This window comes from Marinoscillum furvescens DSM 4134 (genome assembly GCF_003386095.1).
Lineage (GTDB): Bacteria > Bacteroidota > Bacteroidia > Cytophagales > Cyclobacteriaceae > Marinoscillum > Marinoscillum furvescens.
Genome location: NZ_QREG01000019.1, coordinates 125819 through 141338, shown reverse-complemented (window position 1 = coordinate 141338; position 15520 = coordinate 125819). Strand labels below are relative to the sequence as shown.

At 47.1% G+C, this 15520-nt stretch carries 13 protein-coding genes; 1 reads left to right on the top strand and 12 read right to left on the bottom strand.

From position 1 onward, the window contains the following. Positions 1–292 precede the first annotated feature (292 nt). From C7460_RS17785 to C7460_RS17765, 5 genes are all read right to left on the bottom strand, one after another. On the bottom strand, positions 293–634 hold the full coding sequence (locus C7460_RS17785) for an L-rhamnose mutarotase (protein ID WP_221409570.1): 342 nt from the start codon (positions 632–634) through the stop codon (positions 293–295). 4 nt (positions 635–638) lie between these two features. After that, positions 639–1598: an aldo/keto reductase gene (locus C7460_RS17780; protein WP_115869483.1), complete on the bottom strand. Its 960-nt coding sequence runs from the start codon at positions 1596–1598 to the stop codon at positions 639–641. 23 nt (positions 1599–1621) lie between these two features. Further along, the gene (gene fucP, locus C7460_RS17775) at positions 1622–2941 is read right to left on the bottom strand and encodes an L-fucose:H+ symporter permease (protein ID WP_115869482.1); all 1320 of its coding nucleotides are present in this window, start codon (positions 2939–2941) and stop codon (positions 1622–1624) included. Positions 2942–2967: 26 nt separating this feature from the next. Beyond that, positions 2968–3804, bottom strand: coding sequence for an amidohydrolase family protein (locus C7460_RS17770; protein ID WP_115869481.1), 837 nt, complete (start codon positions 3802–3804; stop codon positions 2968–2970). Positions 3805–3891: 87 nt separating this feature from the next. Then, on the bottom strand, positions 3892–4914 hold the full coding sequence (locus tag C7460_RS17765; RefSeq protein ID WP_115869480.1) for a LacI family DNA-binding transcriptional regulator: 1023 nt from the start codon (positions 4912–4914) through the stop codon (positions 3892–3894). Between the two features lie 65 nt (positions 4915–4979). On the opposite strand from C7460_RS17765, the gene C7460_RS17760 reads away from it, so the two are divergent. Further along, entirely contained in the window at positions 4980–5993 is a 1014-nt protein-coding gene (locus C7460_RS17760; RefSeq protein ID WP_115869479.1) for a zinc-binding alcohol dehydrogenase family protein, read from the top strand. 66 nt (positions 5994–6059) lie between these two features. On the opposite strand, the gene C7460_RS17755 is transcribed toward C7460_RS17760, so the two are convergent. From C7460_RS17755 to C7460_RS17725, 7 genes are read right to left on the bottom strand one after another with little or no spacing between them, the layout of a single operon-like run. Beyond that, positions 6060–7391 carry a sugar porter family MFS transporter gene (locus tag C7460_RS17755; protein ID WP_115869478.1) on the bottom strand — a complete coding sequence of 444 codons (1332 nt, stop codon included), beginning with the start codon at positions 7389–7391 and terminating at the stop codon, positions 6060–6062. Positions 7392–7422: 31 nt separating this feature from the next. Continuing rightward, positions 7423–8298, bottom strand: coding sequence for a sugar phosphate isomerase/epimerase family protein (locus C7460_RS17750; protein WP_170148086.1), 876 nt, complete (start codon positions 8296–8298; stop codon positions 7423–7425). 13 nt (positions 8299–8311) lie between these two features. Further along, positions 8312–9631, bottom strand: coding sequence for a Gfo/Idh/MocA family protein (locus tag C7460_RS17745; RefSeq protein ID WP_115869476.1), 1320 nt, complete (start codon positions 9629–9631; stop codon positions 8312–8314). 12 nt (positions 9632–9643) lie between these two features. Then, positions 9644–11008: a 3-keto-disaccharide hydrolase gene (locus C7460_RS17740; RefSeq protein WP_115869475.1), complete on the bottom strand. Its 1365-nt coding sequence runs from the start codon at positions 11006–11008 to the stop codon at positions 9644–9646. Positions 11009–11040: 32 nt separating this feature from the next. Then, positions 11041–11901, bottom strand: a complete 861-nt coding sequence (locus C7460_RS17735; RefSeq protein WP_147303009.1) for an NHL repeat-containing protein — start codon at positions 11899–11901, stop codon at positions 11041–11043. Positions 11902–11936: 35 nt separating this feature from the next. After that, a complete protein-coding gene (locus C7460_RS17730) occupies positions 11937–13313 on the bottom strand; it encodes a sulfatase-like hydrolase/transferase (protein ID WP_115869473.1) in 1377 nt (458 codons plus the stop codon). Then, complete coding sequence (locus C7460_RS17725; protein WP_115869472.1) at positions 13310–15514, bottom strand: GH92 family glycosyl hydrolase; 2205 nt, start codon at positions 15512–15514, stop codon at positions 13310–13312. The genes C7460_RS17730 and C7460_RS17725 overlap by 4 nt, the downstream gene beginning before the upstream one ends. Positions 15515–15520: the final 6 nt, after the last annotated feature.

The following is a 15520-nucleotide window of genomic DNA, read 5'->3' as shown; positions in this document are numbered from 1 at the left end:
GGTACACCATAGTTGGCAAGAGATACCGCCACATTGGACTCACCACCACCATACACCACATCAAATGATGAGGCTTGAGAAAATCGCAAAAAGCCCGGAGGTGCCAGGCGAAGCATGATCTCTCCGAAGGTTACTACTTTTTTTGTCATATTGATTTACTATTTCTATTGATCTTATTTATCCTATAAAAATGTGTGCAACCTAGCTCAGCAGGCGAAAATCAGCACATAGCTACACTAGACTACAACTCATTAGCTGCTGTATTTGAACTAAACAACCTGTGCTGATGAGACTATTCTCCTAATTTGAAAATGCGTTCCATCGGCACCCACTTCACCCCTTTGTCGGCCCATGGCAACTCTTGCTGATACTTCCACATGAGTTCTTCCCACTCCTGCACTTTAGGGTTTGCGGCATCTGCTTTCGCTTTAGCGGCTGCATCATAACTTTCATCTACCTCCATAATCATGAACAGTCGATTACCAATAAGGTAGATTTCCATGTCCACGATTCCTGCCGACTGAATGCTCTTGGTAATTTCTGGCCAGGCATTGCCTTTGGCGTGATAGCTTTTGTATTCTTCAATGAGCTTTGGATCGTCTTTCAGATCACAGGCCATACAATATCTCTTCATAAGCTTAATAGTGATTTAGAATGACATCAGTTACAGTATCAAACAGGCTGCTCGACAGTGGACCCTGCTCCCATGCATCTAAAGTGCGCTCGATCTGACTTTGATTTTTGGCTCCACCTACTATGCGATCAGCTTCCTGGATACCGAAGGCATAACGCTGCGCTAAAATGGGCAAACTCATGCGATACTGCTCAGCCAAAGGCTGAAGATCTTCAGTGATAGCAATGTCACGCTTTGTAAGCCAAGGCTCATTTTCAAAGTTTTCTTTGTAAGCCGCCAGTCGGTTGGCTAGCAGTCCGAAATGCAGAATGGACGCATTGTAATAAGCCAAGCCCTTTTCTTTAATAAAAGAAACATCACTGATAAATGCATCCAGATTACAGGCATTCATTTTGAGGAAGCCAGATATAACTTCAAACTTCCCTTTGCCCATAAATGGCTTAAAGTCTTCTGTGAGGTTTCCTCCAATGCCTAACCTACTCACAAGTCCCTCACTTACAAAACCTTGCATTTGTTCGAGCAATCGGGGAATATCGCTTTTTTCTACACATTGGGGCTCATGTAAAAACAATAAATCTATTCGATCTACTCCTAATATTTCCAGGTTGCTTTCCAATGTGCGCCGAATCCCTTCTGAAGAGTAATCCAGCTTCATGTCATGTGCAGATTCTGCTTTTAACCGACCAACTTTGGTGCTGATAAATGGCTTTTCTCCAGTCCATTCTTTTAGCGCTGCGCCCAGCACTTCTTGAGCTGACGCATAAGAAGGTGCCGTATCAAAAGCACGGGCTCCTCGCTCCAGGGCATACAATATGGCATCTTTTGATTCATCGAGGGTGACTCCCCCCCACACACCGCCAAGTCCGGAAGTGCCCAGCACAAGCCTGGGGCCTCCATCAAACTTGTCACTGGTCTTATAATCAGCCCGAAAAGTAGGTCGTTGTATAGTTTGAGTATCTTTCATTTATAAATATTTTGATTACACGATCACGAATGGCTTTTGTCAATTGTAAACACACGGTAGCCATATGCGGCTATCACAACAAAACATAGCAAGGGTAGCACAAAAGATGCTCGTGGACCTGATAGCCAATCCAGCGTCCAGCCATCAATGATGCTGGCTTGTAGCAATGGCAGGAACGTTCCGCCTACAATGGCCATGATCAGACCTGCTGCGGCAATTTTAGCATCGTCACCACCTATCCCTTCCAGGGCAATACCATAGATCGTCGGGAACATGAGTGACATGCACGCTGAGATTCCTACCAGGCAATATAGGCCCATCATTCCGCCAAGGAATATCGTACCTAAAGTGAGTGAGATACCTCCGATCGCCAGCAACATGAGCAATCTGCCCGGGCGTATGTATTTAAGCAAAAACGTACAAATAAATCGGCTCGCCCCAAAGATGATCATGGCTACAATGTTGTACTGCTGAGATAGCACCTGTGCGTCTTTTTCTGCCATACCCTCCGCGGTAAACACTTCGGTACCATAATGAATGATAAATGTCCAGCACATAATCTGTGCTCCTACATAAAACATTTGGGCTACCACGCCCAGCACATATTTCTTATTCTGCAGCAGCCTGTTAAATATAGATTTAAGGTCCACAGCCATCACCTGACTATTGGTATGACTCTGGGGCATCTTGCGCATGGCTATTAGCACAAACATGACAGCTATCACGAGTCCAATAATAATGTAAGGTCCGCTGACCACATCCAGGTCGTGCGCCTTCACGGTCTGCAATTCCAATGGGTCTAGCGTCATACGCTCTGCCTTATCCCGGTCATCCAGATTTGCCAAAATAAAATTGGATGCTACAAACATCCCCGTAAGCGAGCCAAGAGGATTGAAGGCTTGAGCAAGGTTTAGGCGCTGAGTAGCAGTCTCCTGACTTCCCATGGACAGCACGTATGGATTGGCACTGGTTTCTAAAAACGACAGCCCGCAGGTAATAACAAAGTAGGCGATAAGAAACGGATAAAACTCACCAATAGCACTGGCAGGCACAAACATCAGCCCGCCCACTGCATACAAGCCAAGCCCTACGAGTATGCCGGCTTTGTAGGTGTATTTTCTGATAAAAAGCGCTGCGGGAAATGCCATCACCCCATAGCCGCCATAGAAGGCAAACTGAACCAATGTGGCTTCTGTAGCACCTGTTAGAAATATCTTTTCAAATGCTGCTACCATGGGATTGGTGATGTCGTTGGCGAACCCCCAAAGTGCAAAACAGGTCGTAATCAGTATGAAAGGCACCAGGTTTTTTCTGGTCACCACATGATCTTTTATTTTATTCATAAATGTGACTTTTCTGTAGTATTCGATTAAATAGACAGTCCGTAAAAAGAGGCCGCATTGCCTCCCATAATTTGCTGTTGTTCGTCTTTGGAGAGCGTGTGGATGAAGCGCTCAACAATTCCCTTTACCTGCTTATAATCTCCTGAGAGCAAACAAACTGGCCAGTCAGAACCAAACATCAGTCGCTTTGGACCAAATGCTTCAAGAACCGCTTCCATATAGGGCTCAAAATCTTCGTAGGTCCACTGACCCCAGGTAGTTTCTGTAACCATACCGCTTATTTTACAATAGGTCTGCTCATGAGCACTTAGGGCCTTGATGTGCTTCTGCCAAAAACTAAAGTTGTCTGTATCCCCTATTACGGGCTTGGCAATATGATCAATGACAAATGGTTGATTGGGGAATAGGTCCACAAGCTGTACCGCTGCGGGTAGCTGGTGAGCGAATATGAGAATGTCATAAGTGTAGTCATGCGTTTTTAAGGCCGTGATTCCTCGCTTAAATTCTGACCCTAGCATAAAGTGATGATCAGGCTCATCCTGAACTACATGGCGAAAGCCTTTGATTACCGGCTGGTCGCTAAAGTAAGACAAGCGCTCTGCTATCGCTTCCGACCGAAGATCTACCCAGCCTACTACCCCTTTGATAAAGCTATGTGCTTTTGCAAGTGCTAAAAGATTGTGTGTTTCTTCTTCAGATTGATCAGCCTGTACTGCCACACAGCCATCTACCCCATTGGATTGATAAACTTCCTGAAGTAGCTCTGGAGTGAAGTCCTGCTGAATAGACACCATTTCTTGCGTCATCCAGGAATGCCGCTGTGGATCGTATTGCCAAAAATGTTGATGTGAGTCAATAACCATTTTTCAACTTGTTCTGATTAGGTACTACAAACTTCCCAAGAGCAAGTTAAAAAAGTTGTTCAAACGTTTGAACAATAGAGTAAAAAATTATTTCCTATTGGAGGACTCTCTAATGACCAGTTTGGGAGTGAGCGTGCTCTGCTGAGGAACGTATTCTTTATCATCATACTGATGCTGCAATTGCTCCAACATACTCTTAGCGGCAATTAAACCCATATTTTCACTGTGTTGCTCCAATGTAGTAATGGTTGGAGAAACCATCTCTGTGTAGGCTTCATTACTAAACCCAACCACTCCTACTTCTTGCGGGACGGCTATGCCTCTTTCCTTTAGGCATTTGATAACTCCATATGCGGGCAAATCACTGGCTGCGTAGATTGCATCAGGTGGTGAGGGCAATTTTAGCAAGTCGTTCATGATTGATTCTCCATCGGCCACTGTCAGCTTGCTGGACTGTTCATAGCCTTCTAATATTTCCAACCCATGCTTTTGCATGCCAGCACGGTAACCTTCCTGCCTGATACGAAAGGGCTCCACATGACTCAGGCCTCCGATATGCGCTATGCGTCGATAGCCTTTTTCCACCAGGTGATCCACTGCTTTGATACTGCCCATATAGTCATCCACTACTACTTTACTCACTTCCAGATCACGTAAGGTCCTATCAAACAATACCACAGGAATACGTTTGCAAATCTTTTGAAAATGAGCTGAATTGTTAGTTTCTAGCGAAACTGACGCGATTACACCTTCTACCTGTGCTTTCATCAAATTGTCTAGCTGTCTAATTTCTTTGGCCAGCTGGTCCCTCGACTGGGAAATGATCACACTATAACCTTTTTCAGAAAGGGTCTCCTCTATCGCCTTAATAATGGTAGAAAAAAAACTAAAATGAATGCCTGGCACGAGCACACCAATCAAACCACTTCTTCCTCTTCGCAGACCTGTAGCCAACGTGTTTTGGTGATACCCCAATTGCTCTGCAGCCTGCCGCACTGCCTTCTTCGTTTTGTCGCTGATGCGGGGGTGATCACTAAATGCCTTGGATACTGCAGATGGAGTAATCCCCAAATGATTGGCTATGTCTACAATGGTGATTTTCTTTTTCACTCGTTTCGTCTATCTTTGTTCAAACGTTTGAACTATTCCATTCTTGAAACCACTAAACTATCAAAATGAAATATATTGTTTGCGAAAAGCCTGATCAATTTGAACTAAAGGAAAAGGATGCCCCACAAAAAAGTGAAGGAGAAGCACTTATCGATATTAAGCGAGTGGGTATTTGTGGTACTGACTTACATGCTTACAAGGGTAACCAGCCATTTTTTTCATATCCGCGAATCTTAGGACATGAGTTGGCGGGAATAGTAGCAGACGTAGACAGCAACCCCCAAGACATCAAAACCGGAGACCAGGTGGTGATCATGCCTTACATCAACTGTGGAGAGTGCGATGCGTGTAAAGCAGGCAAACCCAATTGCTGCCAAAACATCAGGGTGTTTGGCGTTCATACAGACGGGGGCATGCAGGAGCAGGTCACCCTTCCTACCCGATTGCTTATACCCGCCAATGATCTTTCTCTGGATCAAATCGCTTTGGTGGAACCTCTGGCCATTGGTGCGCACGCCATCCGCAGAGCCAATGTCCAAAAAGGTGAAGTAGTGGTAGTTGTAGGATGCGGACCTATTGGTATTGGCATCATCCAGCTATGCAAATACCTTGGTGCGGAAGTCATCGCAGTTGATATCAACGACCACAGGCTGGAAATGGTGAAAAAAGAGTTCGGTGCAGACCATGCCGTAAATGCCCTCAACAATCCTGTAGATGCAGTGAGCCAAATCACGGATGGCAAACTGGCTCAAACGGTATTTGATGCCTCTGGCAGCAAGCGCGCGATAGAAAGCGGCACGGACTACATGAAACATGGAGGCAATTATGTGTTGGTGGGCCTTTTCAAAGGTGACCTAACCTTTACACACCCTAAAATACATGCTAAGGAAACGACGCTCATGTGTAGCAGAAATGCCACATTAGAAGATTTTGATTTTGTACTGAAAGTTCTTCGATCGGGCTCTTTCAATGAAGGCGCCTACATCACGAGCAATGTCCCCTTTGAAAAGATTCTTACAGACTTTGACGGCTGGGCCAGCCCCGACTCTAAGGACATCAAAGTGGTTACGAGTTTGTAGGTTATCAAATTATTGCAATCAAAAAGGGTGACCAGATGGTCTCCCTTTTTTTGTTTATTTAGACAACTACTCCTTGATCAGCTCTTGTTCCAGCTGCTCCAGGCTTTTGCCTTTTGTTTCGGGCATGAGAAAATGCGTGTACAATAGCTGTAGGATCATAAACACACCGAAAAAGACAAATACAAACCACGGTTCGAAGGAATTGATCAATACCGAGCCAAATAGTGTGATCAAGGCCGCAAACACCCAATGGGTACCCGAACCCCATGCCTGACCATAAGCTCGCACTCTGTTGGGGAATATTTCTGAAATAAAAATCCAAATCACAGAGCCCTGTCCAATAGCATGTGAAGCAATAAACATCAAAATGAAGACTAGCTTAAACATCGCTCCGGACCCCACATAAAATCCATAGGCAACCATAAACAGGCTGATAATGTAGCCTAGTGAGCCGATGTACATCAGTTGCTTTCGGCCTGCCCGATCGATCAGCACCATGCCCACGAAGGTAAAGAGCAGGTTGACAATTCCGATTGATATGGAGCTAAGCAAGGAATCAGATGATCCAAAGCCGGCCTTTTGAAGGATTTCTGGAGCATAGTAAAGAATGAAGTTGATGCCGGATAGCTGATTGAAGAAGGCAATCAAAAAAGCCAGCAACAGCGAACGCTTGTACTTCCGTGAAAAAACAGACGACTTGTCATGCTGCGTGTTTTGATGATCCGTCTGAATGGCTGACAGCATGCTATCTGCCTCTTCTTTAGAGCGCGTAAGCTCGAGCAACACCTGACGAGCTTTGGCTACATTGTTTTTATAAATCACCAACCAACGAGGACTTTGGGGTACACCCAGAACCATAAGCGTGTAGACCAATGCCGGAATAGCCTCTACCCCAAGCATCCAGCGCCAGTCGCTAGCACCTCCTACTCCCTGGAGCAGGTAATTAGAGATAAAGGCCACGAGAATTCCAAAAACGAGGTTGAACTGATACAAGATGCCCAGTCTACCGCGGTTGTTGGCAGACGAAATCTCCGAAATATAAGTAGGTGCCGCAATGGACGAAATCCCCACGCCTACACCACCAATGAAGCGGAAAAACGAAAAGGAATACGGGTCTTGAGCCAGTGCAGATCCCATGGCCGAAACAAAGTATAAAACTCCAATCCAAACCAGAGTGGTCTTTCGTCCCAGCTTATCGGTGGGTAGTCCTGCGAACAGTGCGCCTACCACCGTACCCCACAAGGCCATGGACATGATAAACGTGCCATGAAACCACTCGGAAGTATTCCACAGTTGTTTGATCGGAAGGTTTGCCCCGGAGATTACCACCGTATCAAAACCAAAAAGAAAGCCCGCCAACGAGGCGGTAATGGATGCTATGATTAATTTTCTATTCATCAGATTAGGTAATTGAATGCTTTAAAATAAGTTATTTATCAGAGGAGGTGTAGGATTTGATCAATTTCCTGGAATGTGGCAGGTATTCAGCAGGAGACGCTTTGATGCTAAAATTCATCACACCCAATACGCCTTCATAGTCATACTGCTGCAGCGTGTCGAGAAATGCTCGCACATCGAATGTCCCCAGACCTATCGGTTTGATGGTGGACGTATCCCTGGCAAGCGGCGAACTGTAGTCTGCTACGGAATCAGTACCCGCTAGAGTAACAGCACCCAATAGACCTAAAGTACCACGAATCACCTCATGAATCCGATGGCCATTTCCAGCACGTACTTCATGGTAGAGGTGTAGTGCTGTTTTCAGGTTTGAACTCCCGATTTTTTGTACCATCGGTGCGGCTTCCTCCACGGATTCATAATAGGTGCTACTATGTGGATACAAAATCACTTCTACTCCTCTTGCAAGCGCATAATCATTGATCTCTCGCAGCTTTTCCTCGATGAACTCATCATCATAGCCGGCTTCTTTCTTACCGAAAATCACCCAGAGCTGCATATTGCGGTGAGCAATTTGGTCTACTACCTCAATCCATCGCTCGCGCCGAAGGCTTTCCTCAAAGTTGTACCGAACAAATGCCGCATGGACGGTAAAATCTGCATGCTGGTCTGTTTCATCTAAAAACTGTGGTAACTCCTCAAAATTTTCAGGAGTAGCCACCCGTAAAATAAGACCGTCATAGCCTGAAGACCTCAATAATGCCACCTGCTCTTGCACGGGCATGCCTTGCATACCTCCAAAGTTGTAACTGCTGATGGGCCATGAGGTGGTTATACCGCCTACCTCTGGAGCGTCACAAGCCACCATCCCAGCCAACAGGCTGATGATCAACCAGACGTTTTTCATTGAGCTCCACATACTAGATCTCCCAGCCTGGTTCGTAAGTTCTCGACCAGAGAGCCATCGCATCGCGATCATAGGCTTGGCCGGTTTTATTGTCCATTTCAAAGGAATGACCAATTCGATAGGCCACATTTGCCATAAGCGCCATGTGATTACTGATTGCTCCATCAGCGATGGGTGCATTGAGTTGCTGTTTTCCTCTGATCGTCTCAAAAAAGTTGCTCACATGCGCTGTGGACGTAGAGCCACCTCCACCCAGTGCGGTGCCGCTTTCGTTGGTTTCTTCACTCGATCGCACCAGCTTGCCCGACCGGTCGAATAATTTGTAATGCGAGCGATTGACAAACACACTCCCTTCGGTACCATAGATAATGGTACCACGATCTGCACCGTAGGTAGGGTATGCATTACGGCTTTTCCCATCCCAAACGATGGACATGTTTTGCTCAAAATCGAAGGTGGCATACATGGTATCATACATCTCCCAGCCATCGTCCTGATAGTGCTGCTTATGGGCCTCTACCGATACGCGATCGGGGTAATCCACCTGCAATGCCCACCGGGCAATGTCCAATTCGTGAATGGCGTTGTTCCCCGTTTCTGCCGTACCCCATTTCCATCCATACCAGTGCCAATTGTAGTTCCAGATATCATGAAAATACTCCTGACGAGGAGCAGGTCCTTGAAATAGGTCCCAGTTGAGGTCTGCTGGTGGCGCCTGCTTTACTTGCTGGGGCACCTTGCCGCGTTGGTTGGAGTAAAAAGCCACCGCTTTGTAGGGCTTGCCGATCTCTCCTTGATGGATTTCGTTGATGATGGCTATGGTATGATCCGATGAGCGCTGTTGGTTACCCATTTGCACTATGAGGCCAGTGTCCTTTTGCTTCTGGACCATTACTTCGGCTTCTCTCGGGTTGTGAGCACATGGCTTTTCTACATACACGTGCTTACCGGCATCCAGGGCCATGATGGTACCCGGCGCATGCCAGTGATCAGGTGTGGCATTGAAGATCACATCTACTTTTTTATCATCCAGCACTTTGCGAATGTCATCAGTGCTACCCGGCGTATAGTCAATGATACCTGCGAGCTTGCCAGCCAAATTATCAATCTGGCTTTGCTTCACATCACATAGCCAGGACAATCGCGTGTTAAACTCCGGTGCCAAACTCGGGAGATAAGCCGGAGCCCTGCGCCCCAACCCCATCAGGCAAATATGTATGCGGTCATTGGCACCGAGTATTTGTGTGTAGGAGCTGGCTTTCATGGATAAGGCTGATGCCATCCCCACAGTAGCCAGACTGCTTTTTTTGATAAATTGTCTTCTAGAGGTCATTGATTTTCTCTTTTAGAATTCTCGTATTTTAATGCTGTGAAAAGACACTTCGTTGCCATGATCCTGTAGGAGGATACTACCTTCCGCCCACCGGCCAAACTGCTCCCAGTTCTTGTATTTGCTATAATTAACCAGCGCTTCGAACATGTGTGAAAATCTGTCATACGATACGATTAGCTCATTATTTAGCCAATGGGTGACATTCCCGTCTCGGGAAACGATCCGAGCCGTATTCCAGCCCTCGGCATTGAAAGATTTCTTCCTCCAGGGGGTTTGCAAGTTCTTCGGGGCTATCAAATCATAAAGTGCACCAACCGTTCTGTTTCCCTTTACGCCCATTTTCGCATCCGGATGATTGGCATCATCAAGTATCTGAAACTCACAGCCGATCGCAGAGCCCGCACCTTTGTTGAGCGTAGGATCTACCAGGTATTTGATTCCACTATTAGCGCCTTTAGAAATTTTAAATTTGAGCTCCAGCTCAAAGTCACTGTACATTTTGGTGGTTACAATATCACCAGGGCCCGTGGACTCACCACCATCCGTAGCAAGCACCGTCAAGACACCATCTTTGATTTCCCAACCACTCTCTGGAAACGCTTCGAGTTTGGCTCCTCTCCAACCATTGCTGGTTTTACCATCCCAGAGTAAGCGAAACCCATGGTCACGCTCCCATTCGGTAAGCTCGTTTTTCAGATAGCTAATCTCAGGTACTCTAGGGTCGAGTGGCGTTTTATACTTTTCCAGGTCTTCGGTCAGTATCCGTATATTTTTCCAGCGGATTTCTTTGCCTGCATCGGCTTCCCGATCAATAGCATGTACCTGCAGACCAATAAACCCTTCATCTGACAGGTCATCTACCAGCCGGCTGGCATGGATGCCGTTGACAAAAGTATTGATCTCCTGACCGATGCATTCTATTCGCACCGTATTCCAGGCCGACAGCAGAAATGCCTCCTTGGCTGGCTCATTTCTACTCAAAGGATACAGCCACCCGCGGCGTGACTCATCGTAAATCCCGCCAGACCAGCTACGCTGCGAAGGGTCTAGCTCACATTGATATCCATAGACCGTCTGGCTTGCCGGTTTCAAAGCGCTGCGAAACTGTATGCCTGAATTCACGCGATCGGAGAGATATACTTCAAGCTCCAAAATAAAATCGCCATAGTTTTTTTTGGTACACAAAAACGTGTTGGGGGTATTGGGCTGAGTAATCCCAACAATGCTGCCATCAGCCACGTGATATTTGGCCGCTCCTCCATTCGACTCCCAACCCTGTAGGTTTTTACCGTTGAAAAGTGGCTCCCAGGATTGGGAAATGGCTAGTTCACCGATGCTGCAAATTAGCAGCATCAATAGCAATTTTCTAGTATTCATAAGTATGTTAGATCGTTTGGTTTGTATGCTGATTACTTCACGTTAGACACATCGAGAAAAAGTACCTGATTGGTACCGTGCTGAGGAAAAGCCAGAACCTTCCGCTCGGCCGAATATCCCGGATCAGTGGGATGCGAAAGCCCTGACAAAAGCGTAGTGACGCTCTTTTTCCGGGGATCTACCTGCAATAGTTTTCCGGCAGCCCAATCGGTAATAAAGTAATACTTTCCCACCTTCGTAATGCCTTCCAGGTTGCCAACTTCGGGTACTAGCGTGCTGATTTCCTTAGTCTTCAAGTCAATGCTCAAGAGATCTCCCGGGCGTGAAGTTTCGAATGTGCCCGGTGTACTCAACGGCCCCCAGGCAGCCACTATGAGCTTATCTTTCTCCATGTACAATCCATCTGGAGTTTGCAGGTCATCTGTCTCCAGCCAAACCTCCACGCTGCGCGACTGGGCTGCTATTTTATAGATTCGATTCCCAAAAAAATCAGAAACGTACAAATCCCCATTCTCAGCCATAGCGATATCATTGATAAACTCCCCACCTGGGAGTTCGTAAAAAGCTATGATCTTTTGCTGACTGATCGATATTTGGTGTACTCCATCGCGATCACAGGCGTATAGGTACTCATCCGTGATGATCATTCCTGAAGGCGCATGCATGCCTTCTTCTTTCCCTATCCAGAAGGGGTCAATGACATTACCTTCCTCATCGGTGCGTGAAATCCAGCCATTGCTATCACGCTCAAGCGAAATCCCCCCTCCCAGATTGGAGACAAACCAGGATTTGGAGGGTGCATGCCATACTGCCTGATCGGGAGCGTCGTATCCAGCCCCGTCAGGCTGTGCCCAGAGGACACCGCAAAAACTGATAGCTATTATACTTATCATGGATTTGAAAGCTCGTTTCCATTTTATCATCATACTCATTGCATTGATTTTAAGTAGTCTTCATAAAGCTTTTTCATGGCTGCCACCTTTTCAGGCATTTGAACCGCGAGATTCTTTGACTCGGTTGGGTCGCTAGTGAGATCGTAGAGCTGAATGGCACGGGCAGGTATATCAGGAATTACTCCCGGGTAGTCTTCCGTTCCCGCCTGTTCCAATGGGGCTAATATGGTGGTACCATCTGGTCCGCGCGGGTCTACCCAGTCTACGGGTAGCTGTTGTCGGTGAGATTTTCGCAAAAACAGCTTGTATGCTCCCTGACGAACAGAAGTCACCTGATCGCCGTGCATACTAAAGACCGGAGGATGGTCATTGTGCTCACCGGTCATCAAGCCCGTGAGGTCTACCCCGTCTATTGGGTTCGGTAGCGGTGACTTACTATTGGTCAAGGCTCGCAAAGTGGCAAACACATCGGGAGACCAGCAGGGTGTTTCCACCACAGTGGGCTCGAATTGCTTAGGATAATAGACGATGAAGGGCACGCGAATGCCTCCCTCCCAGGTGGTGGCTTTCATGCCTTTCAACCCACCTGTGCTTCCTCCATACCATGGGCCATTATCAGACATAAAAATGACGATGGTATTTTCTAACAGCGCTCGTGCTTCCAGCTCTGCCATTACCTGGCTTACGGACCAGTCCAGCTCGCGGATGACATCACTGTAGAGGTCATCGGGAGTTTCCGGTGTGTAAAAGTCTCTGGACGCAGCCAGTGGCTTATGTGGCATGGCATGGCTTAGCATCAGGAAAAAGGGGCGGTTTTGATTTTGGCGAATAAAACCCACCGCCTCCTGCGTGTAGCGTTGTGTGAGGGTACGCTGATCCACGGGATATGCTACCGTATCTCCATCGTTGGCCATCAGCTGCACAGGGCGCATATCATTGGAGTAAAGTATGCCCAGGTACTGATCAAACCCATGCCTAACCGGGTAGTATTCTGCTAGGTGCCCCAGGTGCCACTTCCCTATCAATGCCGTTTGGTAGCCAATAGCTTGAAGGTCCTCACCGAGCGTATATTCATTGGTAGCCAACCCTACGTCATCTATTCCCGCATCGGGTGTGGGGTTTAGGATCAGCCCATGACGTAGCGGAAACCTGCCGGTAAGCAACGTGGCACGAGAAGGTGCACAATACGGCGTGGGTACGTAGAAGTCGGTAAATTTCACTCCTTCTTTGGCGAGTCGATCGATTGCCGGCGTATGCACGGCAGAGTCACTGTAACAGGAAATGTCTCCATAGCCCAGATCATCAGTAAGGATGAGCACGACATTCACAGGCGGATTTGGATCTTGCTGTGCAGTACAGCTAACCAATAGCCATAATATTGCTAAAAGATAAAGTCCACTTAAAGCTTTCATTTCCCCCAGTTTTTGTTGGGATAAGCCGCAAGCTCTAACTCTAAAGTGGCTCCGGACATAATCTCCTCGTGACTGATAAATGGCGTGAAAATCTCTTTCCCATTAAGGAAAGCACGCTGAATGTATTTATTCTTCTGGCTGGCTCCTTCTGCAATGATGGTAAACTGCTTACCATTGGTCAGGTTGATAATAACTTTCTCAAAAACAGGACTCGTAATAGCGTACTGAGGTACTCCAGGAGTAACCGGATAAATGCCCATAGAAGTGAAAACAACAAAGGCCGTCATGCCTCCACCATCTTCGTCTCCGGGTATGCCGAAAATGTTGTCCTTAAACCAAACATCCAGAAGAAAGCGGGTGCGTTTTTGTGTTTTCCAGGGAGCTCCGAAGTAATTATACAGGTAAGGAATATGGAAGGACGGCTCATTGCCCATCGAAAACTGCCCAACCATACCCGTGGAATTGGATCCATTGACGTAAAACTGTGACTTTCGGATGCCCAGCGGTTCTCTAAACAGCTGATCTAACCGATCCTCTGCTGCTTGCTTACCTCCCAGTAACTCAACAAGTCCATCAATGTCATGTTTGACATCCCAGGCGTAGGTCCAGCCATTGTTTTCATCATAGTACTCACGATAACCCAGACCTCCGTCCAATTTGGGATCGATCGGCACCCATGCCCCACTTTCATCTTTGGGCATAAACAAACGATGCTCTGGGTGCCAGAGGTTCTTATAGTCATTGGCCTTGTCGGCAAAAGCACGCACATCCTGTTGGATGCCAAGCTCTTCCGCCAGTTGTGTCATTGCCCAAAAATCATAGCTAATACCCAGCGTAACCGGTACAGGCTGTCGTTTTTCAAACCCATCCATCATGGGATCAGACTCCTCCTGACCAATCGCCAGAGCTGGGAAGTAACCTTTTTGATGGTAAAAATCATCGATTGATCTACGAGAGATGCCTTGTCGCCATGGAATGAAGGTGCCCTGGGTCAGGTTTTTCTTTATGCCCTCATAAGCCTTACTTACCTCATAATTTCTGATTCCCTTTCGATAGCCATCTAAAAATATGGCTGAGCTGTGGTAAGCATTCATGCATAGATGGTTGCCATACACCTGCGGAAAAGTAGGCATCCAGCCACTCTGGCGATACATTTCGGTATAGGAATGCAGCATATCCCCTTCTAGTTGTGGATTCAGTATGGTGCGCAAAGGATGCTGTGCCAAATACGTATCCCACACCCAGTCGTCTACATAAAAGGGCCGCTCGCTTTGATGTACCTGATCATCATACCCACTGTAGTACTGACCATACTCATTGATATCGACCATCCGTTCATACGTCCGATAAAGCGCAGTGTAAAACGTCCGCCGCTGTGCATCGCTACCGCCAGTCACCTGGATTTGTCCCAGGGTATTTTGCCATATTTCCTTACCCGCTGCTGCCAGGCCTTCCAACTGTGCATTGGCGAGCTCCTGTCCATAATTGAAGGCGGCCTGCTTAGCACTGATATATGAAATCCCATACTTCATCTGCACATGCGACGCATTTGCTACTGAAAGGATGTATCGATTATCAACGACATCCAGCTTCAGGTCTTTGAGGGCTTTTCCGTATTCGTCAGTGAGTACCACGTGGGCAAAGACGTCCATCACCCGATGCTCAGGCGATGTACCTCGGGTGGTATACCTGATTTTGTCTCGAAGCTTAAGAACATTTCCTTTTAATGTGGCCGACAAATCACCGCTACCGCTTATCACCCAATGGAGGGGCTCCTGCTTCTGAGTTTCAAACTGATATATTGCAGCTTTCCTACCCGGAGCAAAGCGTACCCACAGCTCATCCTCAATCAAGTAGGTGGCATAGGCCCAGGGATGAACTTCCTGTAAATCATGATCGATCACCATGCGATGGTCCAGCGATCTCTCCGAGTATGTACCCTTCAGGACTTTGAACTGAAATAGCCCCTGATTTCTGTGCCCGGCAATCTGAAGGGGAAAACTCTTCACTTGATCCGTGAGATAATCTCCTTTTTCAGGGTAAGCACGAATCATTTGATTGGGCAGGTGCGCGGTAGGATATGTGGGCACCAGGAAGCGAGCAACATTGCCAATCGTGGGATCAACATACTGCGTCACATCCTGAGCCCAGGCTCCCGTGATCATTAGTAGAAAAAATAGACTTAGTTGGGAACGGTTCATTAACTC